Source organism: Larkinella knui, assembly GCF_003858645.1.
In the GTDB taxonomy this organism is placed as follows: domain Bacteria; phylum Bacteroidota; class Bacteroidia; order Cytophagales; family Spirosomataceae; genus Larkinella; species Larkinella knui.
In genome coordinates, this window is the sequence record NZ_RQJP01000003.1 from 266,624 (window position 1) to 288,581 (window position 21,958).

The 21,958-nt window shown below is 50.2% G+C and carries 20 protein-coding genes and 1 tRNA gene; 9 read left to right on the top strand and 12 right to left on the bottom strand.

What is annotated here, in order from left to right:
- Positions 1 to 39: 39 nt before the first annotated feature.
- Positions 40 to 576 (bottom strand): GAF domain-containing protein, encoded by a 537-nt coding sequence (locus tag EHT87_RS15090; RefSeq protein WP_124907483.1) that lies wholly within the window; start codon positions 574 to 576, stop codon positions 40 to 42.
- 195 nt (positions 577 to 771) lie between these two features.
- Between EHT87_RS15090 and EHT87_RS15095 the strand changes: the two genes are divergently transcribed.
- Entirely contained in the window at positions 772 to 1,977 is a 1,206-nt protein-coding gene (locus tag EHT87_RS15095) for a hypothetical protein (RefSeq protein WP_124907484.1), read from the top strand.
- Between the two features lie 86 nt (positions 1,978 to 2,063).
- The gene (locus tag EHT87_RS15100; RefSeq protein ID WP_124907485.1) at positions 2,064 to 3,470 is read left to right on the top strand and encodes a sensor histidine kinase; all 1,407 of its coding nucleotides are present in this window, start codon (positions 2,064 to 2,066) and stop codon (positions 3,468 to 3,470) included.
- Positions 3,471 to 3,531: 61 nt separating this feature from the next.
- Here the strand turns inward: EHT87_RS15100 and EHT87_RS15105 are convergent, their stop codons facing one another.
- The 5 genes from EHT87_RS15105 to EHT87_RS15125 form a co-directional block, all read right to left on the bottom strand.
- Complete coding sequence (locus EHT87_RS15105) at positions 3,532 to 4,344, bottom strand: class I SAM-dependent methyltransferase (RefSeq protein WP_124907486.1); 813 nt, start codon at positions 4,342 to 4,344, stop codon at positions 3,532 to 3,534.
- Positions 4,345 to 4,814: 470 nt separating this feature from the next.
- Positions 4,815 to 5,978 (bottom strand): glycoside hydrolase family 43 protein, encoded by a 1,164-nt coding sequence (locus EHT87_RS15110; RefSeq protein WP_124907487.1) that lies wholly within the window; start codon positions 5,976 to 5,978, stop codon positions 4,815 to 4,817.
- A gap of 11 nt (positions 5,979 to 5,989) precedes the next feature.
- Positions 5,990 to 6,877: a dienelactone hydrolase family protein gene (locus tag EHT87_RS15115; protein ID WP_124907488.1), complete on the bottom strand. Its 888-nt coding sequence runs from the start codon at positions 6,875 to 6,877 to the stop codon at positions 5,990 to 5,992.
- Positions 6,878 to 7,481: 604 nt separating this feature from the next.
- Complete coding sequence (locus EHT87_RS15120; protein ID WP_124908133.1) at positions 7,482 to 7,898, bottom strand: DoxX family protein; 417 nt, start codon at positions 7,896 to 7,898, stop codon at positions 7,482 to 7,484.
- Positions 7,899 to 8,020: 122 nt separating this feature from the next.
- On the bottom strand, positions 8,021 to 8,593 hold the full coding sequence (locus EHT87_RS15125) for an antibiotic biosynthesis monooxygenase (protein WP_124907489.1): 573 nt from the start codon (positions 8,591 to 8,593) through the stop codon (positions 8,021 to 8,023).
- A 229-nt stretch (positions 8,594 to 8,822) separates the two neighbouring features.
- Here EHT87_RS15125 and EHT87_RS15130 point away from each other — a divergent pair, with 229 nt between their 5' ends.
- Positions 8,823 to 9,767: an SMP-30/gluconolactonase/LRE family protein gene (locus EHT87_RS15130; protein WP_124907490.1), complete on the top strand. Its 945-nt coding sequence runs from the start codon at positions 8,823 to 8,825 to the stop codon at positions 9,765 to 9,767.
- 400 nt (positions 9,768 to 10,167) lie between these two features.
- Positions 10,168 to 10,512 (top strand): response regulator, encoded by a 345-nt coding sequence (locus tag EHT87_RS15135; protein ID WP_124907491.1) that lies wholly within the window; start codon positions 10,168 to 10,170, stop codon positions 10,510 to 10,512.
- 161 nt (positions 10,513 to 10,673) lie between these two features.
- Here EHT87_RS15135 and EHT87_RS15140 read toward each other — a convergent pair whose 3' ends face one another.
- Positions 10,674 to 11,018 carry a carboxymuconolactone decarboxylase family protein gene (locus EHT87_RS15140; protein WP_124907492.1) on the bottom strand — a complete coding sequence of 115 codons (345 nt, stop codon included), beginning with the start codon at positions 11,016 to 11,018 and terminating at the stop codon, positions 10,674 to 10,676.
- Between the two features lie 617 nt (positions 11,019 to 11,635).
- Here EHT87_RS15140 and EHT87_RS15145 point away from each other — a divergent pair.
- Positions 11,636 to 11,980, top strand: a complete 345-nt coding sequence (locus tag EHT87_RS15145; protein WP_124907493.1) for a nuclear transport factor 2 family protein — start codon at positions 11,636 to 11,638, stop codon at positions 11,978 to 11,980.
- On the opposite strand, the gene EHT87_RS15150 is transcribed toward EHT87_RS15145, so the two are convergent.
- Together EHT87_RS15150 and EHT87_RS15155 are read right to left on the bottom strand one after the other, a co-directional pair.
- The gene (locus EHT87_RS15150; protein ID WP_124907494.1) at positions 11,977 to 12,249 is read right to left on the bottom strand and encodes a hypothetical protein; all 273 of its coding nucleotides are present in this window, start codon (positions 12,247 to 12,249) and stop codon (positions 11,977 to 11,979) included. The genes EHT87_RS15145 and EHT87_RS15150 overlap by 4 nt on opposite strands.
- A 212-nt stretch (positions 12,250 to 12,461) precedes the next feature.
- A complete protein-coding gene (locus tag EHT87_RS15155; RefSeq protein ID WP_124907495.1) occupies positions 12,462 to 13,127 on the bottom strand; it encodes a YdcF family protein in 666 nt (221 codons plus the stop codon).
- Positions 13,128 to 13,498: 371 nt separating this feature from the next.
- Between EHT87_RS15155 and EHT87_RS15160 the strand changes: the two genes are divergently transcribed.
- The 4 genes from EHT87_RS15160 (at position 13,499) to EHT87_RS15175 (ending at position 17,840) form a co-directional block, all read left to right on the top strand.
- Positions 13,499 to 14,272: a hypothetical protein gene (locus tag EHT87_RS15160; RefSeq protein WP_124907496.1), complete on the top strand. Its 774-nt coding sequence runs from the start codon at positions 13,499 to 13,501 to the stop codon at positions 14,270 to 14,272.
- A 563-nt stretch (positions 14,273 to 14,835) separates the two neighbouring features.
- Positions 14,836 to 15,912, top strand: coding sequence for a fatty acid desaturase family protein (locus EHT87_RS15165; RefSeq protein ID WP_124907497.1), 1,077 nt, complete (start codon positions 14,836 to 14,838; stop codon positions 15,910 to 15,912).
- Positions 15,913 to 16,220: 308 nt separating this feature from the next.
- Entirely contained in the window at positions 16,221 to 16,676 is a 456-nt protein-coding gene (locus EHT87_RS15170) for a hypothetical protein (RefSeq protein ID WP_124907498.1), read from the top strand.
- A 15-nt stretch (positions 16,677 to 16,691) separates the two neighbouring features.
- Complete coding sequence (locus EHT87_RS15175; RefSeq protein ID WP_124907499.1) at positions 16,692 to 17,840, top strand: acyltransferase family protein; 1,149 nt, start codon at positions 16,692 to 16,694, stop codon at positions 17,838 to 17,840.
- 108 nt (positions 17,841 to 17,948) lie between these two features.
- Here the strand turns inward: EHT87_RS15175 and EHT87_RS15180 are convergent.
- From EHT87_RS15180 to EHT87_RS15190, 3 genes are all read right to left on the bottom strand, one after another.
- A tRNA-Lys gene (locus tag EHT87_RS15180) sits at positions 17,949 to 18,021 on the bottom strand.
- Positions 18,022 to 18,133: 112 nt separating this feature from the next.
- Positions 18,134 to 20,998: a PAS domain S-box protein gene (locus tag EHT87_RS15185; protein ID WP_124907500.1), complete on the bottom strand. Its 2,865-nt coding sequence runs from the start codon at positions 20,996 to 20,998 to the stop codon at positions 18,134 to 18,136.
- Positions 20,999 to 21,400: 402 nt separating this feature from the next.
- Entirely contained in the window at positions 21,401 to 21,793 is a 393-nt protein-coding gene (locus EHT87_RS15190; RefSeq protein ID WP_124907501.1) for a T9SS type A sorting domain-containing protein, read from the bottom strand.
- Positions 21,794 to 21,958: the final 165 nt, after the last annotated feature.

Below are 21,958 nucleotides of genomic sequence, written 5' to 3' on the forward strand. Positions count from 1 at the left end.
CCAGGTTAAAGGTCTGATCTGAATGTATTTTCCGGCCTCTCAGTCAGCCGTCCCATAAGCCGCAATTACCGGCTGCAACTGTGGCAGGATGGCTTCGATCTGCGCCTTTTCTTCAGCAGTCCAGTGTCGGGGATTCCCAAACAGGCAGGGCTGCAAAATCCCCCACAGTTTGTTATCCCGTTGAATGTGAGCATGAACCAGCGCCCGGTGGCCGAATGTTTCCCGCTCAAACTGCCGGTTCAATACGTCGGGGCCGGCAGTGTCCACATCATCGACATAGACCGACGGTTTCATCGCCAGTGCCGCCCGAATCAGCGGGTCTTCGGCGGCCAACGCCCCGGTATCGGCTTGCCAGTTGGGCTGTATTGTATTTTTGTCGGGTATCGTCTCGTTTTTACGCCAGCAAAAAGCAGTTCGCCCCCGCCCCCGATCGGGTTGCCGGACATACAGAAAACAGCGATCGGCGTCGAGGGCCGTTCCCACAACCTGCACCACCTGGTTTAGGATTTCGGCGGGGTTTTGGCCCGATGTAACAAGTTCGTCGATGGTTGCCGACAAGGCGTGTAGCGGTATCATCCGTGTTTAACCCGAAAATCCGGTTTTGGGTTTTCCAGCATGCTTCAGCCAGGCGCGTTGATCCGGTGCCGTCGGGTAAAAAGAGCCGAGGTGGGGTCAACAAATCGGTCGGTTGCGAAAAGCAGGTTGTCGTGCGCCGTACGGTGGTTTTTCCTGTTTAATACCTACCTTTGCAGCCCACTAGGCGAAGTCTGAATGCAGGTAATTGAGGTTGGCCAAAACGCCAGATACCAACGTGAGTTTATCCAGTTTCCGGTACGGCTTTACCGCAACGATCCCTGTTGGATACGGCCGCTGGATACGGATGTAGAAGAGGTTTTTGACCCGACCCGCAACAAGCGGTTCGACAACGGTGAGTGTGTCCGGTATTTGTTGCTCAACGATGCGCAGGAAACCATCGGGCGGGTCGCGGCTTTCGTAGACCGCGACATTGCAAATCTCGATAATGACCAACCGACGGGTGGGCTGGGCTTTTTTGAGTGCATCAACGACCGGGCAGCCGCGTTTCGGCTCTTCGATACGGCCCGAAGCTGGCTCCAAAACCGGGGCATGGAGGCCATGGACGGCCCTATTAATTTCGGGGATCGCGACCGCTGGTGGGGCTTGCTGGTCGATGGCTTCGAACGTGAACCGAACTACTGCATGCCCTACACCAAACCGTACTACATTTCGTTCTTCGAGGAGTACGGCTTTCAGGATTATTTCAAACAGTTCACGTTTGGTATTCCAACCACCTGGTCCAAGCTGACCAGTATGTCGCAGGCCGTTAAAGACCGCGCCCGGCGCATCTACGAAAACACCGATTACAGCTTCCGAACGATTGATAAGCGGCAACTGCCCGCAGCCGCCGAGCAGTTCCGGCATATCTACAACGCAGCCTGGGGGGGGCATAGCGGTGTCAAGGAAATGTCGGCAGAACAGGCTCAGGTACTCATGCAGAAACTGAAGCCGGTCATCGACGAGAAAATCATCTACTTCGCCTACTACGGCGATGAACCCGTCGCGTTTTTCGTTTGCCTGCCCGAACTGAACCAGGTCTTCAAGTACGTAAACGGGAAGCTCGATTGGATCGGTAAACTGAAGTTTTTGTGGCACATGATTCGGAAAACAAACCGGAAAGCATTCGGGGTCGTGTTTGGCGTATCGCCCGCCCACCAGGGGAAAGGTCTCGAAGCGGCCATTGCCCTGCGGATGCCCCACGAAGCGGCACACAATCCAGACTTTCAATATACTGAGCTGGAAATGAACTGGGTGGGTGATTTCAACCCCATTATGGTGCGGTTTGTGAGCCAGTTGGGCTCAACCATTGTCAAAACCCACGTCACATACCGCTATTTATTCGACCGCACCAAACCGTTTAAACGCTGCCCGGTCATTGGTCGACGGAAAGAAAAGGAATAAGTTGATTCGCCAGGGCTTTCGTGGCTTTCGATTAGCCTATATTGCATTTCATTTGATGCGTTGATTTACCAACCTACTCTCAGTTCATGCATTTTACTACCTGGAACCTGCTGTTTACGGGTATGGTCAGTTCAATCCTGTTGCTCAATTTAGTACAGTGGAGTATCTACCGGGAGCGGATTTATGGGCTTTATGCCGTATATATGCTGGCCTGGCTGATCTATTTCAGCCTGCGGGTAGACGGCCTGAACGCCTACGTATCGACGAGCGTACAGAGTTTTGTTCGGGCCACGGCACCCATGCTGGCGTATGTGGTGTATTTCAGTTTTATTGATTCTTTGCTTCAGCTTCGCCGAACGATTCCGCGTCTGCTGTGGCTGTTTGACCGGACAAGAGTTGTTATTCTGGGCTATTTCGGATTGATGGCGGTCGTGTGTTTCGTCTACTGGGATGCCTCAATTTATAACCTGGCTCACATCCTGATTCGCCTGATTATCATTGGGTTGGCGACTTACGCCATTCCGCAAATGAGTCGTTTGAAGGGCGTCGTTCCGCGCTACCTGGCCCTGGGCTCGGGTCTGCTGCTGGCGGGGGCCATTGCCTCTATGCTGATGTCAACAGGGTGGATCTATACCATACGGGCAGACCCGTTCTGGTTTGCACCGCTCACCTATCTGGAGTTTGGAATCATCGGCGAGTTAACCTGCTTTACCTTATTGCTGGGCTATAGCCAGCGGAGGGGTGCCATCAAGAGCGCGATTGTTGAGCAGGTGCTCGCCCGCGAACGGGAGCAACGGCAACGCGAACAGGTTGAAGCCGAGCTGGTTACCGAAAAATTACTGCAACAGATGTCGGCCGTTCAGATGAAGGCGCTGCGGTCGCAAATGAACCCGCATTTTTTATACAACTCGCTGAATGCCATTCGGTTGTTTGTGCTCCAGAATGACAGTGACAACGCGGATAAATTTCTGGTCAAGTTTGCCCGGCTGATGCGGCTCATTCTGGAAAACTCCCGCCAGGAGTGGGTGACTTTAGCCAGCGAACTCGAACAGCTGCAGTTGTATTTAGAATTGGAGCAACTCCGCTTCGGCAATAAATTTGACTTTTCCATCGAAACCGACCCCGCCCTTTCGCAGGAAACCGTGTCGATTCCGCCGATGATTATCCAGCCTTACATCGAAAATGCCATTCTTCACGGTATTGCCTACAAGAAAAGCCGGGGCAACATAACGGTATGCATCCAACCCAACGGCCAGGGGCTGGAATGCAGCGTCGAGGATGACGGGGTAGGACGCCGGAAAGCGGGCGAACTGAAGAGCAAAACCGTCGCTTCGCACCAGAGCGTGGGCCTGAAAGTGACCGAAGAGCGGTTGCAGTTGATTAGTCAGCAAACGGGCCAGCCAAGCCAGGTAGTTATCCTGGATAAAGTAGACGCCAACCAGCAGCCGACCGGCACTAAAGTAGCGATTCACTTACCGATGCTGTCGGACTAATTCGAATCACGTTCAACCGGCCGACGGGCGGTTTGGCTAAAATCATCTTTGGAACCGGGGCTCATCGCACCACCGTCACGCGCAGGAACGTGGCCGGTATGGACGTAGTGGTCTGGTCGGGGCTGGTATTTTGATTGGTAAACAGTTCTTCCAGTTCACGCTGCAAGTCCGAGGCTTTCCCATTTTTTTCAGCGGCCTCAAACGCATTCATGGTGGGGCCGTAGTAGTTTTTGAACTTGCTGACGAATTCTAATGGAGAATACGGCGCGTTAAAGGTAAACGTATCCCTGAGGAAACTGATGTTTTCTTTGGGCACACCGGCTTTTTCAAACCGTTCGATAACATGACTTTCAATACCCCACAACATCGGACTGATGAAACCTTCCGGCGGTGGTGGAGTGTAGGCCGAACTGATCTTTAAAATTTGCGCTACCAGCGTAGGATCGCCCGGAATCCAGTTTCCCATCACAATCCGTCCGCCGGGGCGGGTCACGCGGACCATTTCTTTGGCTACCTCAAACGGCCTGGGTGCAAACATGGCCCCGAATATGCTCACGACGAGATCAAAACTCTGATCCTGCAACTCTTGCAAATCGGTCGCGTCGCCTTCCTGAAATGTGACATTGGTGAGCCCACGCTCCTTGGCCCGTCTGTTGCCGGCTTCAACCAGATTCCGGGCAATATCGACTCCTAAAACCGTAGCCCCCAGTTCGGCTTCGGGAATGGCCGTGGTGCCGTCACCACAGCCGAGGTCGAGCACCTTAACATCTCTGGTGATACCCAGTTGGGCCACCAGTGCCGTCCCGCTTTCGCGCATGGTTTGGGCCAGTTGGGTGAAATCCCCTTTTTCCCACAAAGCTTTGTTTGGATTCATGTCTTTTTTTGATTTAGTGAATGAAGATTATTACCTTTTTAGCCGCCCCTCGATAGCTCCATTCGGCCAGACGGGCCCGCGTCCTTTTCTTACTCTAGTTACTACTTTATTTTCATAAATCAGTAGAGGCCCTTTTCGGGTATCTCGCTGGTTTCATGGACGTTGGATGGTGACGTACCGGATGATTGTCCGCCTTTTGCCCTCCTTCGCGGAATGGAATCCACATGCTGGCATTACCGGGCGGAAGAATGCCCGATTTTGGCCTCAATAGCAATCATACCATACCGGTAGTGAAATTCGCCGGTATCCATTTTGGTCAGGCGCTTTCAGAATCCAGGGTACAAAGGACCGCCTTTTCTCTACCAAAAAAATCACCGAATTCCGTGCTTTTTTGTCACGGAATTCGGTGATTTTTTTGGTAGAGCCAGTGGATAAACCGCTGCGTTACGGGACGACCCAATCAAAGGGACTCACTTAGTATGGACCGCCACGGGTACGCCTGATGGGTATTTTTGAGGGGTCGTGGTGGGACCAAAGACCGTTATTTTGCCATTTTTCACCTGCATGCGGTCAATACAGACCACTCTTTCATCGCCGGTTTTGGCGGTTCTGGCGTGGTAGACGCAGAACATCTCTTTGCGGTCCGGCGAGTAGGCAATGCTGTTGTGCCCCGTTCCCGTAACCGTTCCTCCCTGGTCGGTATTTTTCTGCAAAACCGGATTGTCATCCGACTTTTTAAACGGCCCTAAAGGAGAGGTAGACGTGGCATAACCAATGGCATAATACCGGCCACCGAAATGGTTCGCCGAATACATGATGTAATACATGTTGTCTTTTTTAAACGTAACGGAGCCCTCCGTCCAGCGACGGTTTACTTCGCGGGCCGTAACCGACCGGCTTTCCCATTCGGCCTGTTTGTCGCTGAGCCGCACCGGGGGGCGCAGCAGTAAAACCGGTTCGCCGATGACACCGGAGAAGTCGGGTTTGAGCTCGACGCCGTACACCCAGCTTTCCTCAACTTCCTTGAACCACCCTTTTTTCCGGGCTAAATCGGCCACTTCGCTTTCGACCAGGTGTTTGTAGCAGCAACGCGAATAGTATAAGTAAGCTTTTCCGTTCGATTCGAAAAACACATTGGCATCAATGATGGGATACCCGGGATCAAAAACCGGTTGGTTGGCCAGATCAATGAAAGGCCCGGTAGGTTTGTCGGCCACAGCCACCCCAATACGGAAATTCTCCACTTCCCGGGACGGGTTGACTTTCCATTGCGCACTGTAAAACAGGTAAAATTTCCCTTTCACCTCATACACTTCCGGGGCCCAGTAGGCCCCGTCCCAGCTTGCCTTGGGATCGCTCCAGCCATTTTTGTTATTGTGAAAATACACCTGCCCTTCCGGCTTCCAGTTCACCAGGTCTTTGGATGAATACGCAGCAAATCCCTTATCGGCTCCGCCGGTTCCATACAGGTAATACGTACCCCTGGTATACAGAATGTAGGGGTCGCCAAATTGGACGGGTAACGGATTGGAAAACGTGGTTCCGGCCCTGTCACGAACTGGTGTCGTTTGCGCGTGGGACGGGCGAAACCAGAGGGTGGTGATGCCAAAAAACAAAAACAGGAATCTTTTCATGGGGGTACCTATTACGCCAATTTTGCATTGAAAAAGTCGACGGTCCGTTTCCAGGCCAGTTCGGCCGCTGCTTTGTCATAACGAGGGGTCGTATCGTTGTGAAAGCCGTGGTTGGCATTGGGATACACATAGGCCGTGTACTCTTTTTTATTCTGTTTCAAAGCCTCTTCATAAGCAGGCCAACCGGCGTTCACGCCTTTATCCAGTTCGCCAAAGTGCAGCAGCAGGGGCGCTTTTATTTTAGGAACATCCTCGGTCGCCGGTTGACCGCCATAAAACGGAACCGAAGCCGCTAAGGTGGGAATTTGTACGGCCATCATGTTGGAAATCCACCCGCCAAAGCAAAAACCGACCACCCCAACTTTGCCATTGCAATCTTTGTGGTTTTTCAGATAATCATAAGCGGCTTTGAAATCTTCCAGCATTTCATTGCGGTCGCGTTTACTTTGCAACGCGCGGCCGTCATCGTCATTCCCCGGATAACCGCCCAGTGGGGTTAAGGCGTCCGGCGCAATCGAAACAAAACCGGCCAGTGCCGCCCGCCGGGCAACATCGGCAATGTGCGGATTCAGCCCCCGGTTTTCATGAACCACAACGATGCCGCCGAGTTTCTTTTTCGTATCGACCGGCATCGACAGCAACGCTTTGATGTTTCCCCCTCCTTTGGCAGACTGATAGTTGATGTAGTCCGATTTCAGGCGGGGATCATCCGGTTTGATCTGGATTGCGCCCTGGTAATTGGGCATGAGAAATCCCATCAGGGAGGCCACGGTAATACCGCCTACCGCATACGCAGAGAGCTTTTGTACGAAGTCGCGCCGGTCGATCCGATTGTGTGCATAGTCATCATAAAGGTCGAAAACTTCCTGTTTGACCTCTTCTTTCCTGATTTCGCTCATGTTGGTTTGTTTATGATTTCCTCTAAATTAACGAATTCGACATCATCGGCGTCAGTCCCGTTCCGTAACGTTGCCCGTTGCTGCTACTCCGCTTCCGCTTCTTCCGTCAAAAGCAGGCAGAGGCCCCTATCCTAATCGTTTAGCGTGGCCTTTATTTATCCGCCAGTATTGGACGTCGGTCACCCGGGTTGAATCTACGGGCCGGATGACGGAATAATCGCAGTCGGGCGAGTGTCAGCCGGTTGTTGTTGACCGGGAATGGCGGGTCTGGTTCTGCATGAAGTACATCCGCTGGAACAAACCGGAAGAAGCGTCTGGCGATGCGGGGAAGGGAATCCTTATTTTTTGAAGAAATTTTCAAACACTTTTAACCCGTGCCGGTTATGTATTTGTAAATCGCTGATGGGTGGGGATACTGTGAAAAGTACCTGATTGAAAAAATAACCATCCATAAAGCGGTGACAAGAGCCAGGTGACTTCAAACGTCGTCTGGCTTTCTTTATTTTGCCTCCGGCCGATCGTGACCGGCCGGAGGGATCCGTAAAAAGCCGGAATGGCTACAAGTCCCGTATCGGTGCCTGCCAACAGGCAGACAATGAATCCGTTACCGGCGCAAGGCGGGTTCAAATTCGGCTTTAATCCGTCGATTGGCCGGCCGTATAGCCCACGACCAAACGGTTAACAGCGCAAATACAAGCGGCCCGACCCACTGATAGAAAGCATCTCCGGAAGCGATGTGCGAGATAACCGCCCCGGTTAGCAGGAAAAAGAAACCGGCGTAAGCCCATTCTTTCAGTAGTACGTAGCCGGGCAGGAGGAGAACAACTCCCCCGACTATTTTCCAGGCCCCGATGATTTTCATCGAATACAGTGGATAGCCCAGATGAATAAAACCGTCGGTGTTGAATCGAGCCTGAAAAAATTGGGCAAAACCGCCTGCTTCCATGCCGAATACCAGAAGCCCCGTGATTACCCAGTAAGCCAGGTGCCTCCCCTGGTCTGTTTTGTGATCGAGTACCATGTGAATCAAGTGTTTGGTTGACATGGCCATGATGACTGAGAAGTGATAAATTGGACCGTGGTGGCCCACTTTTTTTGTATAAGGGGTTGAATCGTTCCGAAACGGTCTGTTTTCTGGCTGAACTAGGAGCGGTAGAGCCAGTTGGCAACCAGACGGACATAGCGCGGCATAATCACAAACGTCATGAGTCCGACAATGATCAGGCTCGTCATAAACGGCTTCAGTAACGGAACCCCTGCTAAAAAAGGCAGGGCCGAAAAAACGGGCGCGAGCAGCCAGGAAACCAGAACGGATAACGGAAAAATGGCCGACAGTGTGAGGAGAAATTGTTTGTAAGGCGGTGCGGCTTTTTTGGTTTCGGGTGGCGTAAACCAAAATTCCAGACCGGTTTTTACTTCGATTTTTTCTTCGGTATCCAGAAAAGGACGCACCTTCTCGATCATCTGCCGGCGCGTATCGGACTCCAGCCAGTTCCGCAGCGTAGCTTCCGAAGCAAAGTGAAGCACAATGGTGTAGGCCTGGGTCTGGCCGTGGGGTCGGATGACATTTACTCCCCGATGTCCGGCAGCTCCCTGAGCCAGCGGAACCATCTCCTTTAGCCAGTTCTCATAAGCGTGAATCTGATTTTTGTAGGGACGCTGGACAATGATGGTCGTCACCGCGCTGTCGATTTCAATGGGAATACCGGCTGCCATAGAAAGGAAGTTATGCCGCTAAAAATAGTGGAAAATAAACATACGAAGTCCGGTTGTGCTGCAAAATCTAGGGATGCAATTGTCTGCGAGCGCTGGCCAGCCCCGGTTTTTTAGCGCCCAACGAACGCTTTTGCTTTGCCCTTTGCCCGGTGGATAAGGAAGTCGATCATTACAAAGACGGTTTGTGGCGCTGGCGGTTACTGTATAATTCACCCTAAAACCACATTCGATGAACCGTTCTATCCTTTTTGCTTTTCTGCTTTTAGTCGTCTGCAGTGCCTGCCTAAAAGACCATATTGTTGATCCAATCGAGATCCGGCAATCCAGTTATACGATTCCGGGCGAGACTTTTTTTCCGGAAGGAATTGCGTATGATGCCAGCCAGGGCGTCTTTTATACGGGCAGCCTTGGCAATGGTGATATTCTGAAAGTAGATGTTCAGACGGGGTCGAGTAGCCTGTTTGCTTCCGGAGCGGCTCAGGGACGGGCCACCTGCAACGGTATGAAGCTCGATTCAAAAGGGCGTTTATGGGTTTGTGGGGGCACCCAGAATAAAATTTATGTGCTCAATCCCGATGGCTCGCTGCTCAAAAGCTGGGATCTGTCTACTTTTTCGGCAACCGGATTTATCAACGATTGCATTCTCGATGGTCAGTATGTGTACTTCACCGATTCGTGGAACCAGCAGATTTACCGCACCGGTGTTGCCGATGCGCAACCGGGCGATATGGAACGATGGCTAACCTTTACCGATCAGCAGATTCCTTATACGCCGGGCGGTGTCAACGCCAACGGGATTGTGCTCACGCCCGACGGCGGTTATCTGATTGTGGTGGTCTCGTCCACCGGCAAATTATACCGGATCACGGTCAACAGCAAAGCCATTGCAGAGATTCAACTCGACACCCCCGTAACCGCCGGCGATGGGTTGTGGCTTGAGCAGAACAGGCTGTACGTTTCACGAAATGTGACCAATCTGATTTTCCCGGTAACCCTTAGCAATGATTTTTTGCAGGGAACCGTCGGGGCGGGTTTTGGCAACAACCTGTTGTTTAATACCACTCTGGCCAAAGCAGGCCCTTATTTTCTGGTAGTCAATGGCCAATTAAACCGCCGATCGGGGCCTACACCGCCGGTTTTACCATTTACCGTATCCCGCGTGACTATCCCCTGATCATCATCGACCCAACGACAAAGCCGATACGAAAGTAGCCATCTGCGTGTTGGCTTTTGTAAACTCCGCTTTCAGCAGTGCTCCGGCCAGCCGATGCGTCAATCCTTTCGGCGGCCTTTATCGAATCAGATTGTATTGGCCTTTTATCGCGTTCCTGGCTTATTTACAGTTAAGCCAAGAACGCGATAATGTCAGCCGTTTCTAACCGGAGAGAAACCGTAAAGCGGGTGTACTTATTCTCTTTTCTCACCCGTTTTTTCCGTTTTAAAAGGATCTGGTAGTCACCGCATAATCACCTTCTTTCTCCAAAAAAGAATTTAATTACTTAAAGCGTCAATCGCTCTCCATTTAGCCGGTACTATTCAGTAACTTTAGCAAACAGCAGACATTTCTAAAAGGAATGAAGAATGTATTGATCTGTACATTTGTTGGCCACGCAGATGCGCATTTGCACATGGACAAAGTATTAACCCACATTGGTGCCATTGGCAATCTAAAGTTTTTCCCCAACGATTTATCGCTTTTCAACCATCTATCCAAGACGCAGCACTATCCTGATCTCATTACGATTGACCTTCACCTTCCCTTGAAAGGCGGACTACAGACGCTGAAATCGATCAAAAAAGACCGGAATTGGAAACATATTCCGGTATTAATGACCTGTTCCGAAGCTTCCAGATTTGAAATCCTGGCTTGCTACAATGCCGGCGCGGATTCGTGTTTTGTAGAAACAATCCTTTTTTAATTTTGAAACAAGGCTATAGATTGCTTTGGCTGTATTCGCCATCAAGTGGATAGTAAACCGGTTCAATAAATTAGTAAAGCGGTTTTTAACTACCATTGACTTTCTGCGCAAAAAGTAAAGTTTTGTCCGCGCAGGGTGATGCCTGGCAGTTCAAACCCTATTCAACTGTTCGATGTACTTGCTTCTTCGAAAAGACGCATGGCCAGCAGCCCATTTCCAACGGCACCACCGGCACGAATCGCGGCCGCAATGAACACGGTTTCGGCAATTTCTTCGCGAGTGGCACCGGCCTGAACGGCATTATTGATGTGCGATTCAATGCAATACGCACATTGGGTGGTTAGCGCAACGGCCACCGACATGAGTTCTCGATACTTTACCGGAATGACGCCATCTTTTCGTTCTGCCGTATGCTTGAGGTTAAGAAAGGCCGCAGCCTCTTTGGAAGCCGAACGAATCAGCATGTCGGTATACGCCCGGTCTTTCGGAGTTTGGTATTCGCCCATTGAAGTTTGTAGAAAAGGGTGTACTATTTATAGAAACAACATCATTTCGTTGATGTCGTAAAAGCAAGGTATAAAAATATGACGGATTTCCAGTCTTTAAACGAAGCTCTGGAACCCGCCGGTTTTCGCGGCAAAAACAAACGATTTCAGGTTTTTAAACAAAAGAAAGCGTAGTGGATGGGCAACGGTCAGGGTTAAAAATTTGATTTACCGGCCCCGCAGGCAACTTGCAGATTAATAAGCCCGGAGCTTTGATGGGAAATCTCCCGTTTCTGACGGGCTTTCTCCCGTTTCTGCACCCATTGGCTTGTAGTTCACCGGCTCCCGCTTTACGTTTGCCAGTCCCTTGTGCAAGTTAGGGTGTGAATTACAACTACGCGAAAAGCCAGGCAGGTAGGGCCTGGCTTTTTTTCAAATGCCCGGCCTATCACCCGGAAGACGCGTTCTACGGATGGCGGCCGATTCGGGCGTTCTGAAAAAGACACTCCGTGCTTTCCAGGTCACAAAAGAAATAACACGCACATACCAAGAGAAGCCTACAAAATCTCAACTTTTACCGACGCTCAACGGGCGGACTATTCGCTTAATTTGAAATCACTAATCAAGACCCTAAGCGAATGGATTATCAAACCCAAATCGAGCGGGCCTACCAGGCTTTTAACGACAGAAATATCGACGGTGTGCTGGAGCTAATGCATTCAAACGTCCAGTGGCCCAACGGTTGGGAAGGCGGTTACGTCAATGGACACGATGAAGTAAGAACCTACTGGCTCCGGCAATGGCAGGAAATCAATCCTACGGTAGTGCCGGTTTCGGTGCGGGAGAACGACCACGGACAAATTGAAGTAACTGTTCATCAGGTCGTTAAAACCCATGCGGGCCAGGTGCTGATGGATGGGCAGATTATCCACCTGTATACTTTTAAGGAAGGGAAAATAAGCAGGATGGATATTCAGGACTAGGTTTTATACTTTCTAAGCAATTCCTGAAAAGCCGTTACATATTCGTTAAATTGGCGGGCGAGCCAGTGTTTCCGTTCATTTTCCTGTTGCCAGACCGCTTCCAACAGGTGAACGGCATAATAGACACTGCCCCCATGAAGGACGTGCTCCCGTTGCAGATCCGACACATAGGGTTCGAGGTAATCAGCGATTTCCTTTTTTTCCGAATCCGATAACGGTTTTCGTTCGTCCAGCAAGTGAATAAAATAGGTAACCCGTCGATTGGTCATCGTTTCAGAGTGCCGGTGAATCTGGCGTTTTAAACGATACTTCAATCGCCGAAGGCTTGGGGCGGTTAAGCCTAATGAGCCAACGGCCCAACCCGCCTTCCGTTTTAGTCCTGCAAAGGCAAAACCGGGTTGGTACAAACGGGTTGTGCGTCTTTTTCGGGATAACGAGCTATTACGACTCGGTTATCGGCCCATTCTATGCAGATTGTCAGCTACTTAATCAAATGCTGATCATACCCGGCCGCCACCAAGGCTTCGTAGGCTTCCCAAACGTCCTGCGGTATTTCCTGCGGAATCTGAAACCCTTTCTGAGGATACTCTTTGATACGCTGTAAATCGCCCACCATGATCATAATGATCGCTTCCTGCGACAAATCCGGATTCGAATAGGTCGTCAGGTATTCCTCATAAGAAACCTGCGGGGAGGTGACCTGCACCGATTTTTGGGGCCATACTTTCCGGAAAGTGGCGTAACTCCGGCGTTCCATATACGGCTTCTGTACCAATAGAAAGCTTGCCGGGTCCAGGTTGCGCTCGGCGAGCAGCTGCCGGGTGAAAAGCACATTCTCCCCGGTATTGGTCGATCGATTTTCAATCAGGATGGCCTCGGCTGGAACGCCCAGACTCCGGGCGATCTGGGCAAACTGGTCCGCTTCGGGCTCGCTCCAGAGGGTTCGGGTAATGACCCCAAGGCCCCCGGAAAAGATCAATAGCGGAGCCCAGCCTTCCAGCCAGAGTTGCGCTCCGCGTTCGGCTACCCGTTTATCGTAACTGCAAAGAACCAGGATGGCATCGGATTTTTCTACCGGCTGATTGAGTTGGTGATACTGCCATAACTTTTGGGCCAGCGCGTGAACGGAAGGAGAAATTTGAGACATAAAAAGCACACAATAGGAATAGAACAGCGAAAGGTAGCGCAGCCCATTCAAATTGGCAATCAATTCATCTGATTCCTATCTGTCAGGGCGTTGCCAGCGGTCAGTGCCCATTTTCCATTAAATAAAAAGGTTTAGATTTATCCGCCTTATAATGGTATATTTTCTCCACCTAAGCTACTACGAATCAAGACAAAAGCCCATGATCCTACTTCCGGCTGCAACCACGAAGGTTTTTCCCGATTTCTGAAAGTGGCGACTGTACGCTGGCCGTATCAAACCCGCCCCATCAATCTCACTCAGCCTCCTGCATGGGTACGGTTGTGCCAACAGTTTCCCTGATAAATAATATCTCACGTCCTGCGCACATTCCTATGAAAAAACTTTTATCCCTGCTGATTTTGGTGTTGCTGCTGAGCTGCAACAATTCATTTTACCATGTGGCCACGGTGCAATCCGAACAGGTCAAGCCCATCGACAATAATTTTGTTTTTGAAAATGAGCACCTGAAAGTGGTGTATAACCTGTGGGAAAAAGGCGGTCGTATGCGTTTTTTGTTGTTCAATAAAACGGACCTGCCGATCTACCTTGATTGGTCGAAAAGTTTCATGGTACGCAATGGCACCCAAACCCTCTACAGTCAGCTTCCGGCTTTCACCAAACGAGCTTATGTCGACACGGTTCACTACCAGTATCAACAACTCGATATTTTGCCGTATCGACTAACGGCCCGGTCTAACCAAATCACGGAACTGCCTTCCCGAATTTACGTGGCTATTGCCGATTTCCCGATTCAGCAGACGGTAGTGAATGCAAAAACCAAAGAGAAAGTCATTACGTATTCGCAGGAAAACTCCCCGCTGCGCTTCGGCCAGCAGTTGACCTATTCGTTCGATCAAACCCGCAGCAATCCACATCAAATCACGCATTCGTTCTGGATTAGCCAAATTCAGGTTTTGCGATCCGGTGAGTTGTTCCGACAATACGGCCCATTGTATAAAGGCCATCCCAATGCGCTTTACGCGGTCGAAACCCGACTGGCGGCTGGCAGAAGTGTCGGTATTGCGCTGTCTTCAGTGGCGGTAAGCTATCTTCTCATAATGGAAAGCATGAAACACATGTTCGATGGCGTATCGCTGTGTTGCTGAGGCACGAATGCACGTACGCTTGTCGGGCAGATAATGCTTTAATTAATGACTGATCCAGTCGCCGTAGATGTACCAATCAACAGGCGGCCTTTTACGGGCTTGCCCGTGGTTTCATTTATAAAATAAACCGCTTTTTTTAGAAAAGAAAGGAACTAGTTAGTAGCTTACAATGTAGTTAGTTTATTACATAGACAATAGCGGCTTTTGCCGTTCAATCGAGTCTCTTCCTCAACTATCCGCAGTGTATCGCAGGCGACAATCGTCGGGTGATTTTACTTTTTGACGACGATCTCCATAGCAGCACGTTTAAATTCCTTCAGATTCCAGCACCCTGTAAATCAGGCGGCTTTGCAGGAGTCTCCTGTTCGCCGGAAAGATCCGCCGTTCAAGAGCCGATCGATCTACCATTTTTTATCAGGGCCCAAGTAGGTGGTTGCGTAAAACCGGTTCAAAATCAGCGATCAAGCTGCCCAGGACGACTCATCCCTGGAAGTAATAGACCATACCCTTACCATTCCTGCGTCAATGGCAGGAAATTCCCGAATTCTCAACTGACATCAACCATGCAACTTAAATTCAACAATACCACCCGGTCGCAATTCTTTTCAACGGCCCGACAGCGAGTCGACGCATACTTCAAGGAAACAGGCCTTTCTCCCCACGCCAATGGCGCCATGTGGACCAAAGCCGGGTTCTTTTTGATTGGCTATGCCCTGCTGTATGGCCTCATTCTGTCCAATCAATTTGGCCCCTGGGTCATGCTTGGCCTGGCCATTGGTTTAGGCATGTTTACCGCCTTCATCGGCTTCAATGTTTCCCATGACGCCCTGCACGGTGCGTTTTCGTCCCGCAGTTGGGTAAACCGGCTGCTGGGGGCTACTTTCTACCTGGCGGGCGCCAATCCCTACGTGTGGAAAATTACGCACAATGTCGTTCATCATACCTACACCAACATTCCCGGCCACGACGAAGACATTGAAATTGCACCGGGTTTAATCCGGGTCGACACCGACGAGCCGGTTCGTTCCTGGCAGCGCTTTCAGCACTGGTACGCTTTTGGGTTGTATTCACTGGCTTCACTCTCCTGGGTTTTTAGCAAAGACTATCTGAAATTTTTTAAACCCAAGATTGGTCAGCAGGATAATACCAACCATCCCCGTCGTGAATACATCACGTTGTTCGCGTCAAAAGCCGCCTATTACTTTTTCTTTCTGGCACTGCCTTATCTGGTGCTCGACCTGGCCTGGTGGCAATTGCTGATCGGTTTCGTGGCCATGCATCTGGTCGAAGGACTGGTCCTGGGACTGGTTTTTCAGTTAGCGCACGTCGTTGAAGGGACGTCGTTTCCGGTGCCGACCGAAGGAGCCGGTATTCAGGAAGCGTGGGCGATTCATCAGATGCGGACCACGGCTAATTTTGCGCCCCGTTCAGCCATTGCGGCTTTTTTCTGCGGGGGCCTAAACCGCCAGATTGAACACCACCTGTTTCCTAAAGTCTGCCATATTCACTACCCGGCCCTAACGGCCATCGTGAAGCAAACCGCCCACGATTTTAATTTGCCGTACCTGGAAAATCCTTCCTTTTTCTCGGCACTGCATTCGCATTACCGGTTGCTGAAAAAATTAGGTCGGGCGGCTTAAATCCGGCCGAATCCTGTAAAACCAGTCAACGGGTTGCGCTGGGCAACCGGATTTTAACCGGCGTTTTTCCATTAGCTGTGACTTTCGCCTTGCCGTTTCGTCTTATTTACACTGACTACTCAGAGAGGCTGCTGACTGTCAGACGCCCCCGGTCCTATCGGGGGCTTTTTCATAATCGGCAATCCTGTTGATTATGAATTTTCGGAATAGAGCCCGTTCAGTAAAAGGTTTTCTTAATAGATTTTTTTAATTTACACCGATTCCAACGAAGTGTCTCATTTACAGGTCCTGATAAAAACGAATGAGCCATGAAGAAATTTTTCGGAACGATTGCCCCTTTACTACCGCTGCTTTTCCTGGCGATAGGCTGTAAAAAAGACAATGGTTTTGATGCAGGCGGGCCTGTTACCAGCTATTTATTAGGTAAATGGCAATTGGAAAAGATTGTTTCTCCATCGGGAACAAAGGTCGGCCCACAGATTGGGTACTCGGAAATGGTCGAAATTGGAAACGATGGATCAGGTGACTATGAGAAACTATTCAGAAATGGCTCTCTTCTGTTTACCGATAGTTGGTTACGATCACCTGCTCCGGTCGCCAGTTCAAAAAACCTGACCATTACCGTGTTTTACTTCAATCACGGAAAACGCTTTTTTAAGCTCACTGGTAAAGGGGATACGCGAACGATGGAAGCTTCCGATTATATTCCGGAAGCCGGTGCCAGGCCCGATACCGTGCGGTATTTCTATAGCCTGATGCACTAGTCCCAACGGCCTCCCATGTCGACCACTGAATCTTTTCCCCCGGTCAGTAGTGCCCAACCCAAAATTCACTATCTCGATTATATCAAAATCCTGTTAACCGTACTGGTCATTTTGCACCACGTTTGCATTACCTACGGCGCACCAGGTGGCTGGTATTTCCGACAACCCACGACCCAGCTCGCGGCTCGGTTTGGGTTAACGCTGGTTGTTGCCACCAATCAGTCGTTTTTTATGGGGCTTTTCTTTCTGCTCTCAGCTTACTTTGTCGAACCCGCTTACCAGCGCAAAGGAGCCCCTTGGTTTGTGATGGACCGGCTCAAACGGCTGGGTATTCCGCTGGTATTTTATTCCCTGATTCTCTCGCCAATCATGAATTTTTTAGTATACCGGTATGGACAGCATAAACGGGCTACGTTTTGGCAATTTCTAATGGGCTACGACAACTGGATCGATCCGGGCGTCTTGTGGTTTGTTGCAGCGTTACTGGTGTTTACCCTGATTTATGTGGTTCTTCGGCAACGCTCTCCGCTCCAGTATGCCATCAACCTTCCTTCCATGCGCGGTATTCTGTTGTTTGCGATTGCCGTTGGGTTGATCAGTTTCCTGGTTCGATTGGTTTTTCCGGTCGGCTGGACAATACCCGGACTGGGCTTTCAGCTGGCTTACTTCCCTCAATATATAGCCTTATTCGCGGTAGGTGTGCTGGCTCGCCAGAATGAATGGCTCGATCAACTAACGCTCCGGCAAGGAAAGCGGTTTGGTTGGTTAGCCCTGGCTTTGGTCGGCATTGGTTTCCCCTTGCTGTTCATTGTAACGACAACACTGCAACTGCCAATTGGTAATTTTAATGGAGGATGGAACGGGCAATCCCTGCTACTATGCCTCTGGGAGCAACTAGTGGGTATTCCTATCTGCGTAGCTTTGCTCAGCTACAGTAAATACCATTGGAATGGCAGTAATCCCTTCTTGAATAAGCTAACCCGAAGTGCCTACAGTACCTATATATTCCATCCACTGGTCATTATCGGATTGTCACTGTTGGTAGCGGACTTGCCTTTTGATCCCTTGCTAAAGCTCACTTTGGTTGCTCCATTGGCCGTCATCGGCTCTTTCATCATCGGCCGCCTGGCGTTGAAAGTTCCGGGAGCCAGCACGATTCTTTAAGTACTTGCCCAGCCTGACACGAGGAAAATTCCGCTTTTGTGTAACAACGGGTCCATCAAACAAAAAGCCGCTATGATGAAATAGCGGCTAACTCAGTGTTCATGCGAGTGACCCCGGACAGGTTCGAACTGTCGACCCACTGATTAAGAGTCAGTTGCTCTACCAACTGAGCTACGGAGTCGGGTAGTAGTAATCAGGATGCGAATGTAGTCGGTTCCGGTAATAAAACAAATACCGGCCGCACAGTTTCTATCCTACACGACCCCGTGTTTTGATCGAATCCCTCTTTGCCATTACCCCGGAAGCGCTTCGCCGGAATTTGCCTCCAATGCAGATTTCACCACCGGCAATTCCGACTCCAGCACCTGAATATACTGGTTGGTCAGGACAGCAATTTCAGCCATGGCCTTTTTCTCGGCAATCAATGCTTCCGTGGCCGTAATGAGCCGGGCGGCTTCGTTGAGGCCAAAAGTCTGAATAACGGCTTTCTGGGTATGAATCAGTCGCTTAACAGCAGCGACATCGCCCTCTTCCAGCGACTGCCGTAACTGCTCAATTTCCGTCGGCGTTTGGTGTAGAAATAACGTCATCATTTCTACGGCAAAATCCATATCTCCCCCCACTGCCTCCAGCAGAGGTTCCACCGAAAAACTGGGTTTTGGTGGCGTAAACAACTTTTCAGTCATAACTTTGGCCGTTGCGGTCGGCAAATATTTACGCATAATTCGTTGTAATTCTTCTATTTGAAACGGTTTTGGTATAAAATCATTCATACCCGCCTGTAAACATTGTTCCCGCTCATTGGCCAGCGCGTGGGCGGTCATGGCAATAATCGGCACCCGGCTTTTCAAGATCGTCCGGATGTGATTGGTCGTCGTGTAACCGTCCATGACGGGCATCTGAATATCCATCAATACCAGATCGACCTCCTCCTTTTGAAGTACATCCAGGGCTTTCTGGCCGTTTTCTGCCACCTGGGCGCTATACCCCAGACGGTTGAGTACCTGCAGTGCCAGTCGCTGGTTCATCAGGTTGTCTTCCACCACCAGAATGTTTACCTCACGGTCGGGGGAACCTGACGCATCGACGGCCAGATCGCCCTCGTGCTCCGCCGGGTGGGGAGCCACTTTGTACGGAATTTCCAGCGTAAAAGTGGACCCTTCACCCGGTTTGCTTTCGACCCGAATCCACCCTCCCTGCATCTCCGTGAGGGATTTCACAATGTTAAGACCCAATCCGGTGCCTCCATAATACCGGGTTGTAAAATCGCTGGCCTGGCGGAATCGTTCGAAAATATGGGGAAGAATATCCGTTTCCATTCCAATACCGGTGTCCTCCACCGTAAACCGGAGCCGAACCTGGTCCTGCGTTTCTTCCGTTGTTTCAATGTGCACCGTCACCCCACCCTGTTTGGTAAACTTGATGGCGTTGCTCAGTAAATTGAGTAAAATCTGTGTCAGTCGCGTGGGGTCACCCAGAACAACCGGGGGCAAAACGGAATCGGTAATGACCTTGAGCTGAAGTTTTTTGTCCGATGCCATTGAATCGAGCATGGTTCGAATCGAATCCACCAACGATCCGACACTAAACGGAATGCTCTCCAGGGGCAACATGCCCGCTTCAATCTTGGAAATGTCCAGAATATCGTTGACAATCGTCAGCAGGTTTTTACCCGCCGTCCGGATGAACGTCACGAACTCTTTTTGCTCCGAATTCAGGGCCGTTGACTCCAGCAAGTTGGAAAAACCCAGGATGGCGTTGAGTGGCGTTCGAATTTCATGGCTCATATTGGCCAGAAACTGCTTTTCCGTATGCCGGGCCCCTTCGGCAATCTGAGTAGCCTGGGCCAGTTGCTGTTCGAGTCGTTTTCGCTCCGTAATATCGTAGTGGATGCCCATCGACCCGATGACGGTGCCGCGTTCGTCTATAATGGGGGCCCCACTAATCAGCACCCAGATGCGTTCCCCGTCTTTCCGTATCAACTGCAATTCGTACGAATTGGCCCCGCCATCTTGCCGGAACGTTTGCTGCTGGCCTAAAAACTCATCGAATTCCTTGGGCACCAGTAATTCGTTGGCCCGCTTCCCAATCAGTTCTTCTTCGCTATAACCCACCATCTGGCAAAACCGGTCGTAGGCCTGCCGGATGATCTGATTGGTGTCAACTTCGAGCAAACCGAGTTCCATCCGGTTCATGATGCCCCGGTATTTTTCTTCACTCCGGCGAATCCGCTCATCGTAGCGGTATTTTTCCGTAATGTCGGTATACTGCCACAGATGGCCCCGGTAGTGTCCTTCCAGAAAAATCGGAATGTAATTTCGTTCCAGTACCCGCCCATCGATCAGATTGACGGTCTCATTTAAAATGGCGTGCTTCTGACGAAGCGCATCCTCCATCTGGAGACTAAAACTTTCCGGATTCGTAAAAATGCCCTGGGGTGGATTTGCCAACTGCAAATAATCGTTTCCAATCAGTTCGTCGGGTGTCAGAGGAAGATGAAACAGATCACAATACAACTGATTGACGATGACGATCCGGCGGTTTTCATCTTCAACCAGCACGCCCGTTTGCAGATTTGAAATGAGTGAAGTCAGCCGGGCCTGGGTAGTTCGCCAGGCATCTTCACTGCTGATCCGGTTGGTAATATCGCGGGCAACCGCCACCAGTTCCGGCACTTTACCGTCGCCTTCAACGATTCGCAGGGTTTGACCGATCCATACCATACGTCCATCTTTGGCAATGACCGGAAATTCGGTGTACGAACGCGGTTTCTGGTTTTGGATCATCGACTGGTAGAAAGCCACCACGGATGTCCGCCAGGCGGGAGCAACCAGATTAATGAAACTCAGGCCGATAATTTCATCTTCGGTATAGCCCAGACTTTGTTCGACGATCGGATTCACGAATGTAAAAAAACCATCGATCGAGGTTTTAAAAATAATATCCGGAACCGATTCGACCACGTGACGGTAATGCCTTTCACTTTTTTTCAGCGCGTCGATCTGACCTTTCATCTGCTGCAAACGCGTTTCACTCAACAGAAGTTGCTCATTCGCGTTAGCAAGCTGACGGTCTTTTTCTTCCAGAATAGCCTCGGCTTGCCGGCGAGCTTCTTTTTCGAGAGCAAGCTGGCGTTCGAGGTGTTCTATTGGGGACATAGTACTTGTACAAGGGTGAACTGAACCGTACCGGTATAGGTCTGGATACGCTCTTCGATTTCTGGCGGGTGTGGATCAGTCTGTTTTTATTCAATTAATCGACAATAAAGCTTGTTTGGCTTCCACCGGGGATCAAACACTCACTACCTGCTATCTTTATCGTCAAGCTCATGATTTTTTTTCACTAAAATAGGTATATACTGAAGTAATCAAGCAACAATTATGCCGTGCCGCCTACCGGGCCAGTAAGAATTACACCCGGTTTTCAGGAAAAAATACGTTTCTTCAAAAGAAGACGGGGCGTTTCAGCGCCAAATTACCAGACAATCAATTTATTAAATAAACGCAAAAAATCCGGCTTTTCAGCCGGATTTTTTATTCAATCGCTCACTAGTCAGCGCCTTAGTTCATACTCACCAGACGGGACGATTCCACCACCGGCGCACTGGTTTGCAGTTTCACCGTTTTGATTTCGGTGTTAAAACCGTCCGAGATTTCAACTTTGTAAACACCGTCTTCCAGTTGATTCAAATCGAACCGGATCGCCGTTATTTCGTGGCCCTGACCAACTCTTTTGGTAGCCAATGTGCGGCCTTCACTGTTTACCAACCGGATATTGATTTTGCTGTCGGTTGCTTTCTGCACATTTACACTCACTTTCATGCTGTTGATCATCGGGTAAACCGCCGATTGAAAAGTGGATTTTGGTTTGGCGTTTTCTTTATGATCATCCGCAAATGCAGTCGATGCGGCAAAAGTCAAGGCGATTAAAGCGGAAGCAACTAGCGTTTTCATAAGATTTGTTGTTTACAGGATGTGTTCGTGTTTGTTGTTTACTGCCGTTATCGGCCGTTTTGATGATTCAAAGGTTGTATTTTAAAAGGTACCTTGCTATGCATAGTACTTTGGCGGTTAAAATAGCCGGTTGAGTGGTCGATATGCAGGATGAACAACCGGCAG